Source organism: Corynebacterium tuberculostearicum (genome assembly GCF_046097255.1).
GTDB classification, from domain to species: Bacteria; Actinomycetota; Actinomycetes; order Mycobacteriales; family Mycobacteriaceae; genus Corynebacterium; species Corynebacterium tuberculostearicum_J.
Genome location: NZ_CP175770.1, coordinates 865,907 through 881,340, shown reverse-complemented (window position 1 = coordinate 881,340; position 15,434 = coordinate 865,907). Strand labels below are relative to the sequence as shown.

Below are 15,434 nucleotides of genomic sequence, written 5' to 3'. Positions count from 1 at the left end.
TGGCCTTAACCAATCTTTTGGGATTATTATGATGGTATGGCTTCCACGAATAATTCTGTAATCCCAACTGCCCTACTCGAATCCCCGTCGTTCCAGCTGGAGCGCCTCCGCCGCCGCACCCGCGACGGCGTCGAGGCCGCCCTGCAGACCAAGCAGACGACGCTGCGCGAGTACTGGGTTCTTACCTGCCTGGTGGACGCTGATGCCGCGTCACAGTCCTACCTCTCCGAGACCCTGGCCATTGATGCCTCTGACATGGTGCGTCTTATCGACGCCCTCGAGGACCGCGGCTGGGCCAAGCGCGAGCGCGATCCGAAGGATCGCCGCCGCCAGATCGTCGCGTCCACCAAGAAGGGCGCGAAGGTCCACAAGGACCTGGCGGAGCTTGTTGCCACTGCCGAGGACGAGGCCTTGGATGAGTCCACCAATAAGCAGCTCAAGCACCTGCGAAAGTTGGCCAAGTCCATCATTGCCGCGGACGAGGACGAGGCATAAATGGCGGGCCCCGAATCGCTCGTCCCGCAGCAGTACCTTCTAGGTAGCGCGGCGCCGCGGCCGCGTACGCTGTGGGACATCATCACCACTACCGCGGAGATGCACCCAGACGCCGCCGCGCTTGATGACGGCGAGATCATCACCTACTCCGAGCTCATCCACGAAGTCGAGCTGTGGGCCACCGAGCTGCACGCCAATGGCGTGCGCCGAGGCGATCGGATCGGCATTCGGATGACCTCCGGCAAGCGCGAGCTCTACCTCGCCATTTTGGCGACCCTGGCGGCGGGCGCGGCCTACGTGCCTGTCGACGCCGATGACCCAGACGAGCGCGCCGAGATGGTCTTCGGCGAGGCCGATATCGATGGCGTCTTTACTGATGAAGGCTTCCGCTTCCTGCGCGATTCTGCGCGCCCAGACTCCCCCGACAGGTCCGCCGAGCAGCCGGCCGAGAACCCCAATGCCCCGCGCCCAGAAGACACCGCGTGGATCATCTTCACCTCCGGTTCTACCGGCAAGCCGAAGGGCGTGGCCGTAAGCCACCGCTCCGCGGCCGCCTTCGTGGACGCCGAGGCCAGCCTCTTTTTGGTCAATCACCCGCACGGGCCGCTCGGCCCGGAGGATCGTGTGCTCGCCGGGCTGTCCGTCGCCTTCGATGCCTCCTGCGAGGAAATGTGGCTGGCCTGGGGCCACGGTGGCTGCTTGGTCCCGGCGCCGCGATCTCTGGTGCGCTCCGGCATGGACTTGGGCCCGTGGCTCATCCGCCGCGATATTACCGTCGTGTCCACCGTGCCTACCTTGGCGGGCCTGTGGCCGGCCGAGGCGCTGGATAATATCCGCCTGCTCATCGTCGGCGGCGAGGCCTGCTCGCAGGAACTGGTGGACCGCCTGGCCACCGAGGACCGCGAGATGTGGAATACCTACGGCCCCACCGAGGCCACGGTCGTCGCCTGTGCGCAGCAGATGCTGCCAGGCCGGCCGGTGTCCATTGGCTTGCCGTTGAATGGGTGGGACCTGGTGGTCGTCGATAAGCAGGGCATGCCTGTGGAATTAGGCGGCGTCGGCGAGCTGGTGATCGGCGGCGTGGGACTGGCGTCCTACCTGGATCCGGCCAAGGATGCGGAGAAGTACGCCCCGCTGGAGTCGATGGGCTGGCAGCGTGCGTATCGCACCGGTGACCACGTGCGCCTGGAGGAGGACGGGCTGTACTTCGTCGGCCGCGTGGATGACCAGGTGAAAATTGGCGGGCGCCGCATCGAGCTCGGCGAAGTCGAAGCCAACGTTGCGGCCCTGGATAACGTCTATAACTCGGCCGTGGCCGTGCAAAAGACCCCCGGCGGCGAATCCGTCCTGGTGGGCTATGTCTCCCTCGAGGATGAGGCCAAGGGCTTCGATCACGAGGCCGCGCACGCCCGCCTGGCCGATACCATGCCGGCCGCACTCGTCCCGCGCATCTGCGTGATGGAAGAACTGCCGGTGCGCACCTCCGGCAAGGTAGATAAGAAGGCCCTGCCGTGGCCGCTGCCCGGAGTGGGCGTGGAATCGACCACGCTGACCGAGACCGAGAAGTGGCTCGCGGAGCTGTGGGTAGAAACCCTCGGCGTGTCCGTGGAAGACGAGAACGCCGACTTTTTCTCGCTCGGCGGCACCTCGCTGGCGGCCGCGACCCTCGTGGGCCATATCAGGGAGCGCTACCCCACCGTGGCCGTGCGCGACCTCTACGACCACCCGCGCTTGGGCTCGCTGGCCGAGCTCATTGCGGGAGCCGAACCGCGCCCCGCGGCTGCCGATGCCCCCATGCGCGAGGTCACCAAGGTCGGCTTCGGCACCCGCCTCGCCCAGACCCTGATTCAGATTCCCGTCATGACGCTGGCCGCCTCCAGCTGGCTGGCATGGCTCATGCTGGGTTCCACCGTGGCAGCATCGCTGGGCTTTGAGTGGGCCGCGGCCTATCCGTGGTGGCTGGTCATTGCCATGCTCATCGTCTTTGTCACCCCCGTCGGCCGCATCCCCATTGGCGGCTACGGTGCGCGTCTTATTACGGCCGGAATTAAGCCGGGCGATTACCCGCGCGGCGGTTCGACGCACCTGCGCATCTGGGCGGCCGAGCGCTGGGCTAATGCTTCCGGCGCGAGCTCACTGGCAGGTGCCACGCGCGTGAATAACTACGCCCGTACTCTTGGCGTCAAGGTCAAGCGCGGCGTGGACCTGCACTCCCTGCCGCCGGTGACCGGCCTGCTCACTTTGGGCAAGCACGCCGCCATCGAGCCCGAAGTGGACCTCTCCGGTTACTGGTTGGACGGCGATATCCTGCATGTGGGCGCCATCGACGTCAAGGAAGGCGCTCGCGTGGGCGCACGCTCCACGCTGCTGCCTGGCACCGTGGTGGGCAAGTATGCCCACGTGGAGGCCGGCTCCACCGTCACCGGCCGCAAGAAGATCAAGGACGGACAGCGTTGGTCCGGCTCGCCTGCCCAAAAGGTGGGTCGTTCCAAGCACCGCTTCCCGTCCCATACGCCCAAGCGCCGGCCGTGGTGGGTGGCTATTTATGACGCCACCTCCGTCCTGCTGGCCATCCAGCCGGTTGTAGCGCTGGCGGTAGGCGCGGCCATCGTCTTGGCCCTCGTGCATTCCACGGGCGGCGATAGCTTCGTCGGTGCGATCTTCTTCGCGCCCGTCGGCGCGCTGGCGGCCTTTGGCACCTATATGCTGCAGACCTGGCTGGGCGTGCGCATTCTCTCGCTGGGTATTAGCCCGGGCGTCGCACCCGTGCGCTCGGCCAAGGGCTGGCGCCTGTGGGCCATCGAGCGCCTCATGGACGAGGCTCGCACCAAGCTCTTTCCGCTCTATGCGTCGCAGCTGACCCCAGCGTGGCTGCGCTCGCTCGGCGCAGAGATTGGCGCCAACGTGGAAATCTCCACCGCGGTCATGATCCCCAAGCTCACCGAGGTCAAAGAGGGCGCCTTCCTGGCCGATGACACCATGATCGGCGGCTACGAGCTCGGCGGCGGCTGGATGCGCACCGGCGAGACCAAGGTGGGCAAGCGCTCCTTCGTGGGCAACTCCGGCATCACCGCGCCCGGCCGCAAGCTATCGAAGAACTCGCTGGTTGCCGTGCTTTCTTCTACCCCGAAGAAGACGAAGGCCGGCGCCAACTGGTGGGGTGCGCCGCCAGAGCGCATGCGCCGCGTGACCGTAGAGGTGGACTCCCCCGCTAACTCGGGTGAGGCGCTGACCTATAACCCGGGCTTTGCCGTTAAGGCCGCCCGCGGCGTGGTGGAAACCATGCGCCTTCTAGCGCCGATGTTTTCTGCCATGCTGCTCGCGGCAACCCTCAGCGTCTATGACTCGCTTCTCGACGCCCTCGGCTTCCCCCTCACCTGGCTCCTTTCCGGCCTCGTGCTCATGGGCATGGGTGCGGTGGCCATGGCCGTCACCGTCGCGGTGAAGTGGATCTGTGTGGGCAAGCACCGCGCGGCCGACCACCCATTGTGGTCCGCTTTTGTCTGGCTCAACGAGCTGCAGGATACCTTCGTGGAGGTCGTCGCCGCGCCGTGGTTCTTCCAGCACACCTATGGCTCCGGCGAGATCAACCTGGGGCTGCGCGCCCTCGGCGTGGAGATCGGCCGCGGCGCGTGGATCGATTCCTACTGGTTCCCGGAAACGGATCTCATCCGCATCGGTGAGGCCGCCACCGTGGGCCCTGGCACCGTGGTGCAAACCCACCTTTTCCAGGACCGCGTGATGAGCCTAGATACCGTCACCATCCAGGACGGCTCCACGCTGGCCGCCCACTCTGTGGCGCTGCCGGCCTCGCTCATCGGCACGGCTTCTACCGTAGGCCCCGGCTCGCTGGTCATGCGCGGTGACCGCGTGCCCACCAACGCCGTATGGCAGGGCAACCCCATCGAGCCGTGGAAGCACTAGGCCACCGGCAGTAGCCTGCGCCCTACCGCGCGAAGTCCTGGTATTTAATCATCTCGCCGGACTTGAAGTCCCAGGCCTCCACCCGGACGCGGTCTGCAAAGACCTTGACCCGCAGTCCGGTGGAGGCTTCTTCCTTTTCTTTGACGATTGTCTCGTCATTATCGCCATCCGGCAGGTACTCATTGAGGATGGCGCCGGTGTTGACCACCGGGAAACCGGTGCGGCCGGCCTCGCCGGTGCCGTCGTAGCGGCGGGTTCCCCACCAGTTATTTTGGTGCAGCGAGGAGTGGCTGTGGCTGCTAAACCACACGATATTGTTGTACTTGTTGACCACATTGGAAAGCGCCTCGAGGTCCTCAAAGTCATTCTGGTACCACGCCGAATGGGACATCGAAACCGTCTGCGGCAGCAGCGGATGACTAAAGACTAGCGCCGGCGTGCCCTTGGCATCCCAATACGCCAAGCGCTCATCTAGCCAGTCGAGCTGCTCCTTGCTGATGCGCTGGAACGGCTCCTTGCCGTGGCGCAGGATATCGGAATAGAACTCGGTATTCACCGAAATGAGCGGCACCCCATCCACCACTTCTTCCTTCCACGGCTTATCCTGGCCGGAGTATTTGAGGAAGCGATCAAGGTAGGTCTTAGAGCCTTCCTTGCCATACATTTCGTGGTTGCCAATGGTCCACAATTCCTTGCCCGAATCGTGGGGTACCTCGCTGTGCGCGGCCAAGAAATCATCCCACTGCTGCTGCGAGCCATCGTCCACGAGGTCGCCGTTGAGCACCAGCGCCCCGGCTTTATCCTCCATAGCGTTCAACTGGCGGACCGCGTCTTTGTAGTCTTGGGGGTCGCCCTGGACGTCGGAAAGCACGTCCACGGTAGCCTGCGGCGAGCCTTGAAGCTCACCGAGCGGCTTGACGACGCCCACGTTGTCCACCGCCCACCACCAGTCATCATTGCCGTTGTTGTAGTTAAAGCTAACTTGCATACTCTTCGCGCCGGCCGGCACGTCCACGCCAATGGACTCGTGCTTGGAGAAGACATCCTTATCAAAGGCAGCGATTTCCTGGGTCTCCCCACCATCGAAGGAGACCGTCACCGTGGCATTTTGCCCGTCCTTGCCCTGGCGGTAATGGTGGTCGAATTCCACATTCACTCGCTGCTGCCCCGCTACAGGGATAGCCGGGCTTTCCAGCTTGGCGGTCATGGAATCGCCCTCGGCCAGGCGCTGCTGCTTGTTGTCGATGATGGCGAAAGTGTCATGCGCCTGCGTGAAATAGTGGCGCATATCGGTACCAGATGCCCAGGTCCAGTGGCGCATATCGCCAAAGGTCCAGCCCTTCCAGCGGGCCTCACCCGAGTCCACGCCGTGCACGTCAGTGCCCCACCCCTCCGGCGCGCGGTGGGTAAACCACGCCGGGGTATCCACCTCATCGAAGCTTTCCTGCCACAGCACCCGCGACTCAGCGGCTTCCTCCGGCTTCGCATCGTCGCCCGCGGAGGGCCCCTCGGACGAGCCTTGGGAGGATCCCTGGGACGAGCTCGGTGAAGAACTCAACGAAGAGCCCAACGATGAACCCAAAGAAGAACCAAAGGAGGAACCCGGAAGCGAGGACTGGGCCGCCGCAACGGGCGCGCCTACCATTCCGGTGAGCGCCAGGACAGATGAGAAAGCACAGAGTTTATTTTTCATAATTCAATTTCTATCCGGCCTGGGCAACGAGGCGGTTACATATACGTAAACTCTTGGCAAGCACTGTATGCCTGCCAAGAGTTCTCTCCTTATGTCCCGCGTGGATTTAAGCGTGGCGGTCGAGCCAGTCCACGACGGTATCGAGGGCCTGATCGGCAGCCGGTTCATTGAAGACCTCGTGCTTCTGGCCTTCCCAAGTCACATACTCCACATCTTCGGAAGAGATGGAGTTGTACCAATCCTGGGAGAAGTACGGCGGTACAATGCCGTCCTTGGTGCCGTGCATGATGAGCGTCGGTGCGGTGAAGAGATCCGCATTGACGGCGTCATAATTCGCGATTGCCGCCAGCTGCAGGGCGGTACCGGCGCTAGTCTTCTGTGCGATGAGCGGGCTCGAAGCATACTCGTCCTTGACCGCCTGGCTGGTGGAGACCCCATCCGTGAACGGGTTAGAAAGCTTGATGTTCTTGCTCCACTCCGGCGATTGTGCACCGATTTCAGTGCGGTGCGGAATCAGGTTCTGCGCATAGTGTGCGTTGAAGCTGGTGAGCTGCGCCAGCGGTAGGCGCTCAAAGATGGTGGGATCCAGCTTCTTCTGGGTCTCCGAAATATCATCCGGGGTGATATTCTTTCCGGCCACATTCTTGCCCGACAGGTTCAGCGGCGCGCCGCCACCGTTGGTGATGATGCCATCGACCTTGCCCGGCTCGCGGATGCCATAGGCCTCCACGGTCAGCGAGCCCATCGAGTGGCCCAGCAGGAAGGTCTTTACTCCCTGGTTTTCCTCCTTGGCCATGTCCACCACATGGTCAAAGTCATCGAGGATGTACTGGAAGTTATCGATGTGCCCCAGCGGCACGCTGCCGCCCGCGGACTTGCCGTGCCCGCGGTGGTCTACGCGGTAGACGTTGTAGCCCGCATCCAGCAGGCGCTTGGCGACGTAATCGTATCGCCCCGAGTGTTCAGAGACACCGTGCGCAAGAACCACCGCACCGCGTGGGTTGGCCACCTTCTGCTTGCGGTAGTAGATCTTGACGCCCTCGCCGTGAGCGCTGTCGAAGTAGCCTTCCTCATCGGATACCTGCTTTTCCGAGACAGTTGGGCGCCCCAATACATCTGGTTTTTGGTCTGCCGCGGGCGCAGGTGCTGAGGCTTCCTGGGCGATTGCCCCTGCCGTGAGCGTGCCAGATACCGCAACTGGTGCCGCCAGTACTGCTGCCGCCGTCAGGCAGGCGGTTACGTGCTTCTTCATCATCACTGTCTCCTCGTGGTGCTGTAGGTCATATCCTTGTGCTAGATGAGATTGAGATAACAGTGATGCTAAATATCCTGAGACGGAGACCACAAATAATTTTCGACAATGTTACCTACGGTTCCGTAACATAACCGCACGGAAATAGCCCTTTAAAATCCCCTAATTTCCGCGAAACTATTCTTTCCCATTTACCCCCTTTTGGTACCCCGAAAACAAAAAGCGGGAAACTCGGACTTGCCGAGTTTCCCGCCTTATGTGCGGCTAATTTAGCTCAACCTAGTCACCAATCTGGTCGCGACCACGCTTGACGATGTTCTCATCGACCTCGCCCACCAGATCGTGGTCCTTGTTCGTGTACTCGAACTTGGACAGCACATAGCGCATGGCGTTAATACGAGCACGCTTCTTGTCGTTGGACTTAATAGTGATCCACGGCGACTCTTCCGTATCCGTGTAGCGGAACTGCTCTTCCTTGGCACGGGTGTAGTCGTCCCACTTATCCAGCGAAGCCAAGTCCATCGGGGACAGCTTCCACTGACGCACCGGGTCGATCTGGCGGATAGCGAAGCGGGTGCGCTGTTCCTTACGGGTAACCGAGAACCACAGCTTGGTCAGGGAGATACCCGAGCCAAGAATCATATTCTCCAGCATCGGAACCTCACGGAGGAACTCCGCGTGCTGGCTTTCGGTACAAAAGCCCATAACGCGCTCCACACCGGAGCGGTTGTACCAAGAGCGGTCAAAGAAGACGATCTCGCCACCGGCCGGGAAGTGTTCAATATATCGCTGGAAGTACCAGGAGGTGGACTCACGCGGCGACGGCTTCTCCAGAGCCACAGTGCGAGCACCACGCGGGTTCAGGTGCTCGTTAAAGCGCTTAATGGTGCCACCCTTGCCGGCCGCGTCGCGCCCCTCAAAGATAATGATGTGGCGCTGGCCAGTCTCCTTGGTCCAGTTCTGCCACTTCAGCAGCTCAATCTGCAGAGCGCGCTTCACAGACTCGTACTCATCGCGAGTCATACGCTCATCATAGGGGTAATTTTCCCGCCAAGTCTGAACCGGGGAACCATCCGGCATGATCAGCGAAGGATCATCTTCATCGGTTCCATCGACGACGTAGCCGTCAGTTTTTGCCAGGTCGATCTCGGGAAGGTCGTCGTCTTTAATATCAGCCATGCATTTAGTGTAACCCGAATGTAGACATCTAGCGCGCTAAATTTCTGCAGTTACCCCTGCCCCCAGATGACCAACAAAACAAAAAGAAGACCTACCGAAACGGTAGGCCTTCTTGCTTCAGTGAGCGTTAAAGCTCAGAACTGAAGGATGTTCTTATGCGAACATGCCGAGCAGGTCGGAAGCGCCCTTAGCGATCTCGATGAACGGCTTCATGATGGAGCCGTAGAAGTTGAAATCGGAAACCAGAGCAGCCCACTCGGTGTCCAGGAAGTTTGCAGAGCTCATCAGGAAATCAGACATTTTAATTCTCCTTGAAAATTAGGATTGGGAATTTATTACTTGGAAGAAAGGGAGGACATTGCCGGAGCAAAGTCGGAGGAGGACGGGTTGTCACCGAGGAAGCCGATGAAACCGAGGGCGTTGCCCAGAGCCTCAGCGGTGTTGTTGATGACCTTGTCCCAGCCTTCCCAGGTGGTAACGAAGTTGTCCAGGTGGGTGATGATGGTGGAGAGATCCATGTTTGAACTCCTACATATAGATCCGAAGCTATTTGCCGCGGAGGGGTTTGCAGTTTGCAGACACCCTCAGTGGGCGTCACAAGAGATATTTTGGCACAAGTTCAATCTAAAGCAAGTCAAGTTTGCATAGGTGTCTTCACATCTAGGCAATTTGATAAGAAATGAGCTATATCCTATAGGGGGTATTGGAAAATTTTCACCTCGCAGCACAATCGCCCTGAACTGCAATTTTCCATTGACGGATAGTCGATTGCGTTAAATAGGATTTAACACTGTAACGCTTCGGGGTGTAGCGAACGATAGTTATGCCCGTAAACTAGCCTTCCCAAGCGAAAAATTTTTTCTAATTCAGCCCGTTAAAATTACCCCTATACGGGGTCAGTGGTGCGCATGGTTCGCGTGTTAAGTACCGTGGCGCTGAATTGTAGGCCTGTCTGCACAATGAATTGGATATAGATAGTTGAACATGCGCGCCGATTAGAAAACTACAGTGACAAGCAGATTCAGCGATCTGCCCGACAAAGTCGCGATGCGCTCATATCGCATCGGCGATGCAAAGTGGTGTAGACACGCCGAAGCGCCCCGCCTCATGCGCTCTAAAGCACAGAAGCGGGGCGCTCAAAAGGGGCTAGAAGGCCGCTAGAGGCCTTGCCTGACCCCGTCTCTCTAGACCTATCAGGGATTGGACTTAGAAGCCCATGCCGCCCATAGCGTCAGCGTCCGGCATGCCGTTGTTGGCACCGGCCGGCTCAGGCTTGTCGGCAACGACAGCCTCGGTGGTCAGGAACAGAGCTGCAATGGAAGCAGCGTTCTGCAGAGCGGAGCGGGTGACCTTAACCGGGTCATTGATGCCAGCCTCCATGAGGTTGACGTACTCACCGGTAGCAGCGTTCAGGCCCTCGCCTGCCGGCAGGGAGGAAACCTTGTCAGCAACAACGCCTGGCTCGAGGCCAGCATTGTGTGCAATCTGCTTCAGCGGTGCAGACAGGGCCTCGCGGACGATCTTGACGCCGGTAGCCTCGTCGCCCTTGAGGTCATCCAGGGAATCCAGGACGGAAGCGGCCTGCAGCAGTGCTACGCCACCGCCGGCAACGATGCCTTCTTCCACGGCAGCCTTTGCGTTGCGGACTGCGTCCTCGATGCGGTGCTTGCGCTCCTTGAGCTCCACCTCGGTAGCGGCACCGACCTTAAGGACGGCAACGCCGCCGGAGAGCTTAGCCAGGCGCTCCTGCAGCTTCTCGCGGTCGTAGTCAGAGTCGGAGCTTTCGATCTCGGCACGGATCTGCTTGATGCGGCCGTCGATCTGCTCCTGGGAGCCAGCACCCTGAACGATGGTGGTCTCGTCCTTGGTGACGACAACCTTGCGTGCCTGGCCCAAGTACTCGAGCTCGGCGGTCTCGAGGGAGAGGCCGACCTCCTCGGAGATGACCTGGCCGCCAGTGAGGATGGCCATGTCCTGCAGGGTGGCCTTGCGGCGGTCGCCGAAGCCCGGTGCCTTAACCGCAACGGACTTGAAGGTGCCGCGGATCTTGTTCACAACGAGGGTGGACAGGGCCTCGCCCTCAACGTCCTCAGCGATGATGAGCAGCGGCTTGCCGGACTGCATGACCTTCTCCAGCAGCGGAACCAGGTCCTTGATGTTGGAGATCTTGGAGGAAACCAGCAGGATGTACGGATCCTCCAGGACCGCCTCCTGACGCTCCATATCGGTAGCGAAGTAGCCGGAGATGTAGCCCTTATCAAAGCGCAGACCCTCAGTTACCTCGAGGTCAACGCCGAAGGTGTTGGACTCTTCCACGGTGATAACGGAGTCCTTGTTTACGGAGCCGTTGCCCACGGTGTACATAGCCTCGGCGATCTTCTCGCCGATGGCCGGGTCAGCAGCGGAGATGCCAGCGGTGGTAGCGATCTGCTCCTGGGTTTCTACTTCCTTAGCAGAGGAGAGCAGGGAGTCTACAACCTTCTTGGTTGCGGTCTCGATGCCGCGCTTGATGCCCATGGGGTTGGAACCTGCGGCTACGTTGCGCAGACCCTCGCGTACCAGAGCCTGTGCCAGCACGGTTGCGGTGGTGGTGCCGTCGCCTGCGACGTCGTCGGTCTTCTTGGCAACTTCCTTGACCAGCTCGGCGCCGATCTTCTCGTAAGCATCCTCGAGCTCGATTTCGCGAGCGATGGAAACACCGTCGTTGGTAATGGTCGGGGCGCCCCAGGACTTTTCCAGGACGACGTTGCGGCCCTTGGGGCCGAGGGTGACCTTGACGGCGTCGGCAAGCGTGTTGAGGCCGCGCTCGAGGCCGCGGCGGGCCTCTTCATCAAAAGCGATAATCTTTGCCATTGTGTTTGTGCTCCTTGGTTTATTGAGGACGACACTCACGTCTTTCTCGCTGCGGACGCCCGCGACGGCATGGCTGGTGAGTGTGAACCAACCTCAACCACAACGATGTAGATTTATCTGGCACTCATACTGTGCGAGTGCTAACGACCATTCTGGCACTCTCCTACCGTGACTGCAAGAAAAAATGGCGCCCCCGCGAAGGGACGCCATTATATAAGGAATGGATCAAAAACTAGGAGCTCTTCACCGTGCGCTTGGTCCAGCGGTAGATGAACGTCAGCGCGATAATAAAGAGGATCACGCCCACCACGGTGGCGGAGGCACCACCCTCAAAGATTTCCAGCGGGCTGTCGCCGCCAGCGGCGGCAATGATGCCGGCGTTGACCACACCAAAGAGGGACTCACCTACGATGAGGCCGGTAGCCAGGAGGGTACCCATACGCTTGGCAAACTCCGGGTGGGATTGCTTCGCGGCCCACTTGTCATAGAAGGTGCCCAAAATAGCACCGATGGGGATGACGATGGTCAGGGCGGCCGGTAGGTACATGCCCATGCCGGCGGCCAGCGGGGACAGCGAGTACTTATCGGTGAACTTGCGCAGGAGCTCGTCAACAATAATAAGGACAGCACCAATGGCCATACCGATAAAGATGAGGTTCCAGTCCAACGAGCTATCGAAGATGCCGGAGGCAACGGAGGACATCAGGGCGGCCTGCGGGGCGGCCAAGGCGTCTTCACCGGCGCCTTCCATGCCTTGGAAGCCGAAGCCATTGAGCATGACCTGCAGAATCGGCGGGATGACCAGGGAGCCGAAGACCACGCCGATGATGAGCGCTACTTGCTGCTTCCACGGAGTAGCGCCGACGAGCTGACCTGTCTTGAGGTCCTGCAGGTTGTCATTGGAGATGGTGGCAATGCCAAAGACGATGGCCGCGGTGAAGAGCGTGTAGGCCACCAAAGACAGAGGATCCGCAGTGGTGCCGCGGGTGACGGCCGCGATGAGCAGCGAGGCGGCGAGCACGGCGATGATGCCGATGGAGGAAATGGGCGAGTTAGACGCACCAATCAGGCCGGCCATGTAGCCGCACACGGAGGCGATAATCAGGCCTACCAGCAGGGTAAAGAGGACGGAGACGGTAATGAGCACGGCCATGTGGTCGTGAATATCGGTACCGCGTACGAAGTCCCACAACAGCAACGCGATAGGCACCATGAACGCCACGATGGTGGTGGCGACATAAGGGAAGGGAATATCGCGCTCGGTGACATCCACGGTGGAGCCGGACTTGCGGGCGCGCGAGGAGGCTAGGGACTGGCGGATGCCCACAGCAATGGGAGCGGCGATCTTCAGCAGGGTCCAAATGGCGGCAATGGCCATGGTGCCCACGCCGATGAAGCGGATGTCATCGGAGAAGGTGGTATCGACGACGTCGGCAAGCGCGGTGGCGCCCGTAATATCGCCGGTGGTGAAAATGGGCAGCAAAATGAAGTAGGAAATCACCACGCCTACCAGCATGGCAATGCCTACCGGCAGGCCCACCAGGTGGCCCACGCCGATAAGCGCGGTGGACAGGCTGGTGCCCAGGGTGGTCGCGCCAGCGCCGAGCTTGAAATAGGCGGTGACTTCGGAGGCGGCGGCCTTCATTGCGGTCAGCAGCGCCATAACGGCCGAGGTAATGCCACCCGCGACGATAACACGCAGGCCCTTGGCATTTTCTTCCTGGCTGGTGCCGGAGGCATTTTCATCGCCCACCTTGAGGACCTCGGCCGCGGCCACGCCCTCCGGATAGGGCAGATCGGAGCCGGTGACCAAGGCGCGGCGCAGCGGGATGGAATACATCACGCCCAGCACGCCGCCGATAATGCACACGCCGGCCGTCTGCACGAAGCCAAAGCCCTGCCAGTACCCCACCATCACCAGGCCCGGGAGGACAAAGATGATGGCGGACAAGGTGCCCGCGGCAGAGGCGATGGTCTGCACAATGTTGTTTTCTTTAATGTTGTGGCCCTTGAACCGGCGCAGCACCGCCATGGAAATCACGGCGGCCGGGATGGAGGTAGCAAAGGTCAAGCCCACCTTCAGGCCTAAGTACACATTGGCGGCGGTGAAGATGAGGGTGATCAGGCCACCGATAATGATGCCGCGCAGAGTCAGCTCGGGCAGGGAGGCCTTGGAACCTGCGGCGGATGATGCGTTCGCCATGCCAGGTCCTTTCTATTCTCGGCTATGAAAGTTTCTTGTTTCACCCACGCAGCGGTCTACAGCGGGCCGCGGCCAGCTACGTCCGTTTCTATCTGTTTGGTACCGGTTTCTTTCCTCGGTTTGAGTCCGAACGGACAGAATCCGCACAGGGTGGAATGAAAAAAATTTTAGTTCACCACCCCAGCGTTTTCCTATTCCGGTTGCTCTATAGCTTGGGGCGGGCGGGTACCGTAGAAAACATGACTGCACTTAATGAAAGCATTCGCAACGATCGCGAGACCATTTTCCGCCAGCTCAGCGAGCTCGTGGCCTTTAATTCCGTCCACGACGAGGAAGGTTTGGAGGACCAGACCAAGGGCGCAAGCCAGTGGGTTAAGTCCGCACTGGAAGAGGCCGGAGTGAGCGTGGAAACCATCACCACGGCCGATGGCTCCACGGCCATCTTGGGTGAGCGCAAGGGCGATGAAGGCGCCAAGACGGTGCTGCTGTACTCCCACTATGACGTGGTGCCGGCCGGCAACCGCGAGGCTTGGGAATCCGATCCGTTCACCCTGACCGAGCGCGAGGCCGCCGATGGCACCACCCGCTGGTACGGCCGCGGCGCCGCCGATTGCAAGGGCAATGTGGCCATGCACTTGGCCGCCCTGCGCGCGGTGGACAATAACGGCGGCACCAAGGTGAACCTGAAGTACCTCATCGAGGGCTCCGAGGAGCGCGGCGGCGAGGGCCTGTCCCAGCTCATCAAGGATCGCCCGGAGCTTTTTGCTGCCGACGCCATCCTCATCGCCGATGCGGGCAACGCCGCTGTGGGCCAGCCGACCTTGACCACGTCCCTGCGCGGCGGCGCGCAGATTGGCGTCCAGGTCGATACCTTGGCCTCCGCCGTGCACTCCGGCCAGTTCGGCGGCGCGGCACCGGATGCCGCCAAGGCTCTGATGCGCGCCATCGACTCCCTGTCCGATGAATACGGCCGCACCGTTATCGACGGCGTGGATACCACCGCCGAGTGGTCCGGCCAAGAGTACCCAGCCGAGGCCTTCCGCGCCGATGCGCAGCTGTTGGAAGGCACTAAGATCATGGGCGAAGACGACCCGGCCGGTGCCACCCCGGTGGCCAACATGGTCTGGTCCCGCCCGGCCATTACCGTGACCGGCTTTACCTCCACCCCGGTGTCAGAGGCCGTCAACGCCGTGCCCGCCACCGCTTCCGCGCAGCTCAACCTGCGCGTTCCAGCCGGCGCCGATGCCGCTGCGATTGCCGACGCCGTCTGTGACCACCTCCGTGCCCACACCCCATGGGGCGCCCACGTGAAGGCCGAGGTACTCGAGGCCAATGCCGGTTTTTCCACCGATCCGCAAAAGCCCGCCGCCGCGCTACTGGGCGAGTGCCTCACCGAGGCCTACGGCACGGATACCGCTGCACAGGGCATGGGCGGTTCCATTCCGCTGACCACCGAGCTGCAAGAGGCTCACCCGAACGCGGAGATCGCCCTCTACGGGGTGGAGGAGCCAAAGTGCACCATCCATTCGGCCAATGAGTCCGTCGATCCCACCGAGATCGAAAACATCGCTGCCGCAGAAGCGCTCTTCTTGCAGCGCTACGCCTAAGGGCTCACCCCTCCCGGCCGCCGCTTCGGTTTAGCGGCTTGCCGCCAACTCCCCGCGTCCCGAACCGATGGGATGCGGGGTTTATTTCTGTCCTAAATCGGCCCGAAATAGCGGCATATAATACAGTGCATAGAATTATTCCTTTCAAAGCCGTGGAAAAACTGATAAAGTGGTAATAGTTGGCCCCGCGCTCGGCCATGTTGCTTGCACTGTGCCGCCGCGTCGTAC

The 15,434-nt window shown here is 61.1% G+C and carries 10 protein-coding genes; 3 read left to right on the top strand and 7 right to left on the bottom strand.

The window, feature by feature from the left end:
- The first annotated feature begins 36 nt into the window (after positions 1-36).
- Positions 37-495 carry a MarR family winged helix-turn-helix transcriptional regulator gene (locus ACKFRY_RS04180; protein WP_005325642.1) on the top strand — a complete coding sequence of 153 codons (459 nt, stop codon included), beginning with the start codon at positions 37-39 and terminating at the stop codon, positions 493-495.
- Positions 496-4,419, top strand: coding sequence for a Pls/PosA family non-ribosomal peptide synthetase (locus ACKFRY_RS04175; RefSeq protein ID WP_408923267.1), 3,924 nt, complete (start codon positions 496-498; stop codon positions 4,417-4,419). It abuts the gene before it with no gap.
- A 22-nt stretch (positions 4,420-4,441) separates the two neighbouring features.
- Here ACKFRY_RS04175 and ACKFRY_RS04170 read toward each other — a convergent pair whose 3' ends face one another.
- The 7 genes from ACKFRY_RS04170 to ACKFRY_RS04140 form a co-directional block, all read right to left on the bottom strand.
- A complete protein-coding gene (locus tag ACKFRY_RS04170; protein ID WP_408923266.1) occupies positions 4,442-6,112 on the bottom strand; it encodes a metallophosphoesterase family protein in 1,671 nt (556 codons plus the stop codon).
- A gap of 106 nt (positions 6,113-6,218) precedes the next feature.
- Positions 6,219-7,367 (bottom strand): lysophospholipase, encoded by a 1,149-nt coding sequence (locus ACKFRY_RS04165; RefSeq protein ID WP_408923265.1) that lies wholly within the window; start codon positions 7,365-7,367, stop codon positions 6,219-6,221.
- A 276-nt stretch (positions 7,368-7,643) separates the two neighbouring features.
- Entirely contained in the window at positions 7,644-8,543 is a 900-nt protein-coding gene (gene ppk2, locus ACKFRY_RS04160; protein ID WP_005325638.1) for a polyphosphate kinase 2, read from the bottom strand.
- A 153-nt stretch (positions 8,544-8,696) separates the two neighbouring features.
- A complete protein-coding gene (locus ACKFRY_RS04155) occupies positions 8,697-8,843 on the bottom strand; it encodes a hypothetical protein (protein ID WP_005325636.1) in 147 nt (48 codons plus the stop codon).
- A 35-nt stretch (positions 8,844-8,878) separates the two neighbouring features.
- Entirely contained in the window at positions 8,879-9,061 is a 183-nt protein-coding gene (locus ACKFRY_RS04150; protein ID WP_200435715.1) for a hypothetical protein, read from the bottom strand.
- Between the two features lie 688 nt (positions 9,062-9,749).
- The gene (gene groL, locus ACKFRY_RS04145; RefSeq protein WP_005325634.1) at positions 9,750-11,396 is read right to left on the bottom strand and encodes a chaperonin GroEL; all 1,647 of its coding nucleotides are present in this window, start codon (positions 11,394-11,396) and stop codon (positions 9,750-9,752) included.
- Between the two features lie 232 nt (positions 11,397-11,628).
- Positions 11,629-13,599: an OPT family oligopeptide transporter gene (locus tag ACKFRY_RS04140; RefSeq protein ID WP_408923264.1), complete on the bottom strand. Its 1,971-nt coding sequence runs from the start codon at positions 13,597-13,599 to the stop codon at positions 11,629-11,631.
- Between the two features lie 239 nt (positions 13,600-13,838).
- Here ACKFRY_RS04140 and ACKFRY_RS04135 point away from each other — a divergent pair, with 239 nt between their 5' ends.
- Positions 13,839-15,206, top strand: coding sequence for a dipeptidase (locus ACKFRY_RS04135; RefSeq protein ID WP_408923263.1), 1,368 nt, complete (start codon positions 13,839-13,841; stop codon positions 15,204-15,206).
- The last annotated feature ends 228 nt before the right edge of the window (positions 15,207-15,434 follow it).

Bases quoted from the DNA above. Each gene is read 5' to 3' on its own strand.
- ACKFRY_RS04135 (WP_408923263.1), top strand. From the start codon at position 13,839: ATGACTGCACTTAATGAAAGCATTCGCAACGATCGCGAGACCATTTTC.
- ACKFRY_RS04155 (WP_005325636.1), bottom strand. From the start codon at position 8,843: ATGTCTGATTTCCTGATGAGCTCTGCAAACTTCCTGGACACCGAGTGG.
- ACKFRY_RS04140 (WP_408923264.1), bottom strand. From the start codon at position 13,599: ATGGCGAACGCATCATCCGCCGCAGGTTCCAAGGCCTCCCTGCCCGAG.
- ppk2 (WP_005325638.1), bottom strand. From the start codon at position 8,543: ATGGCTGATATTAAAGACGACGACCTTCCCGAGATCGACCTGGCAAAA.
- ACKFRY_RS04150 (WP_200435715.1), bottom strand. From the start codon at position 9,061: ATGGATCTCTCCACCATCATCACCCACCTGGACAACTTCGTTACCACC.
- groL (WP_005325634.1), bottom strand. From the start codon at position 11,396: ATGGCAAAGATTATCGCTTTTGATGAAGAGGCCCGCCGCGGCCTCGAG.
- ACKFRY_RS04175 (WP_408923267.1), top strand. From the start codon at position 496: ATGGCGGGCCCCGAATCGCTCGTCCCGCAGCAGTACCTTCTAGGTAGC.
- ACKFRY_RS04170 (WP_408923266.1), bottom strand. From the start codon at position 6,112: ATGAAAAATAAACTCTGTGCTTTCTCATCTGTCCTGGCGCTCACCGGA.
- ACKFRY_RS04165 (WP_408923265.1), bottom strand. From the start codon at position 7,367: ATGATGAAGAAGCACGTAACCGCCTGCCTGACGGCGGCAGCAGTACTG.
- ACKFRY_RS04180 (WP_005325642.1), top strand. From the start codon at position 37: ATGGCTTCCACGAATAATTCTGTAATCCCAACTGCCCTACTCGAATCC.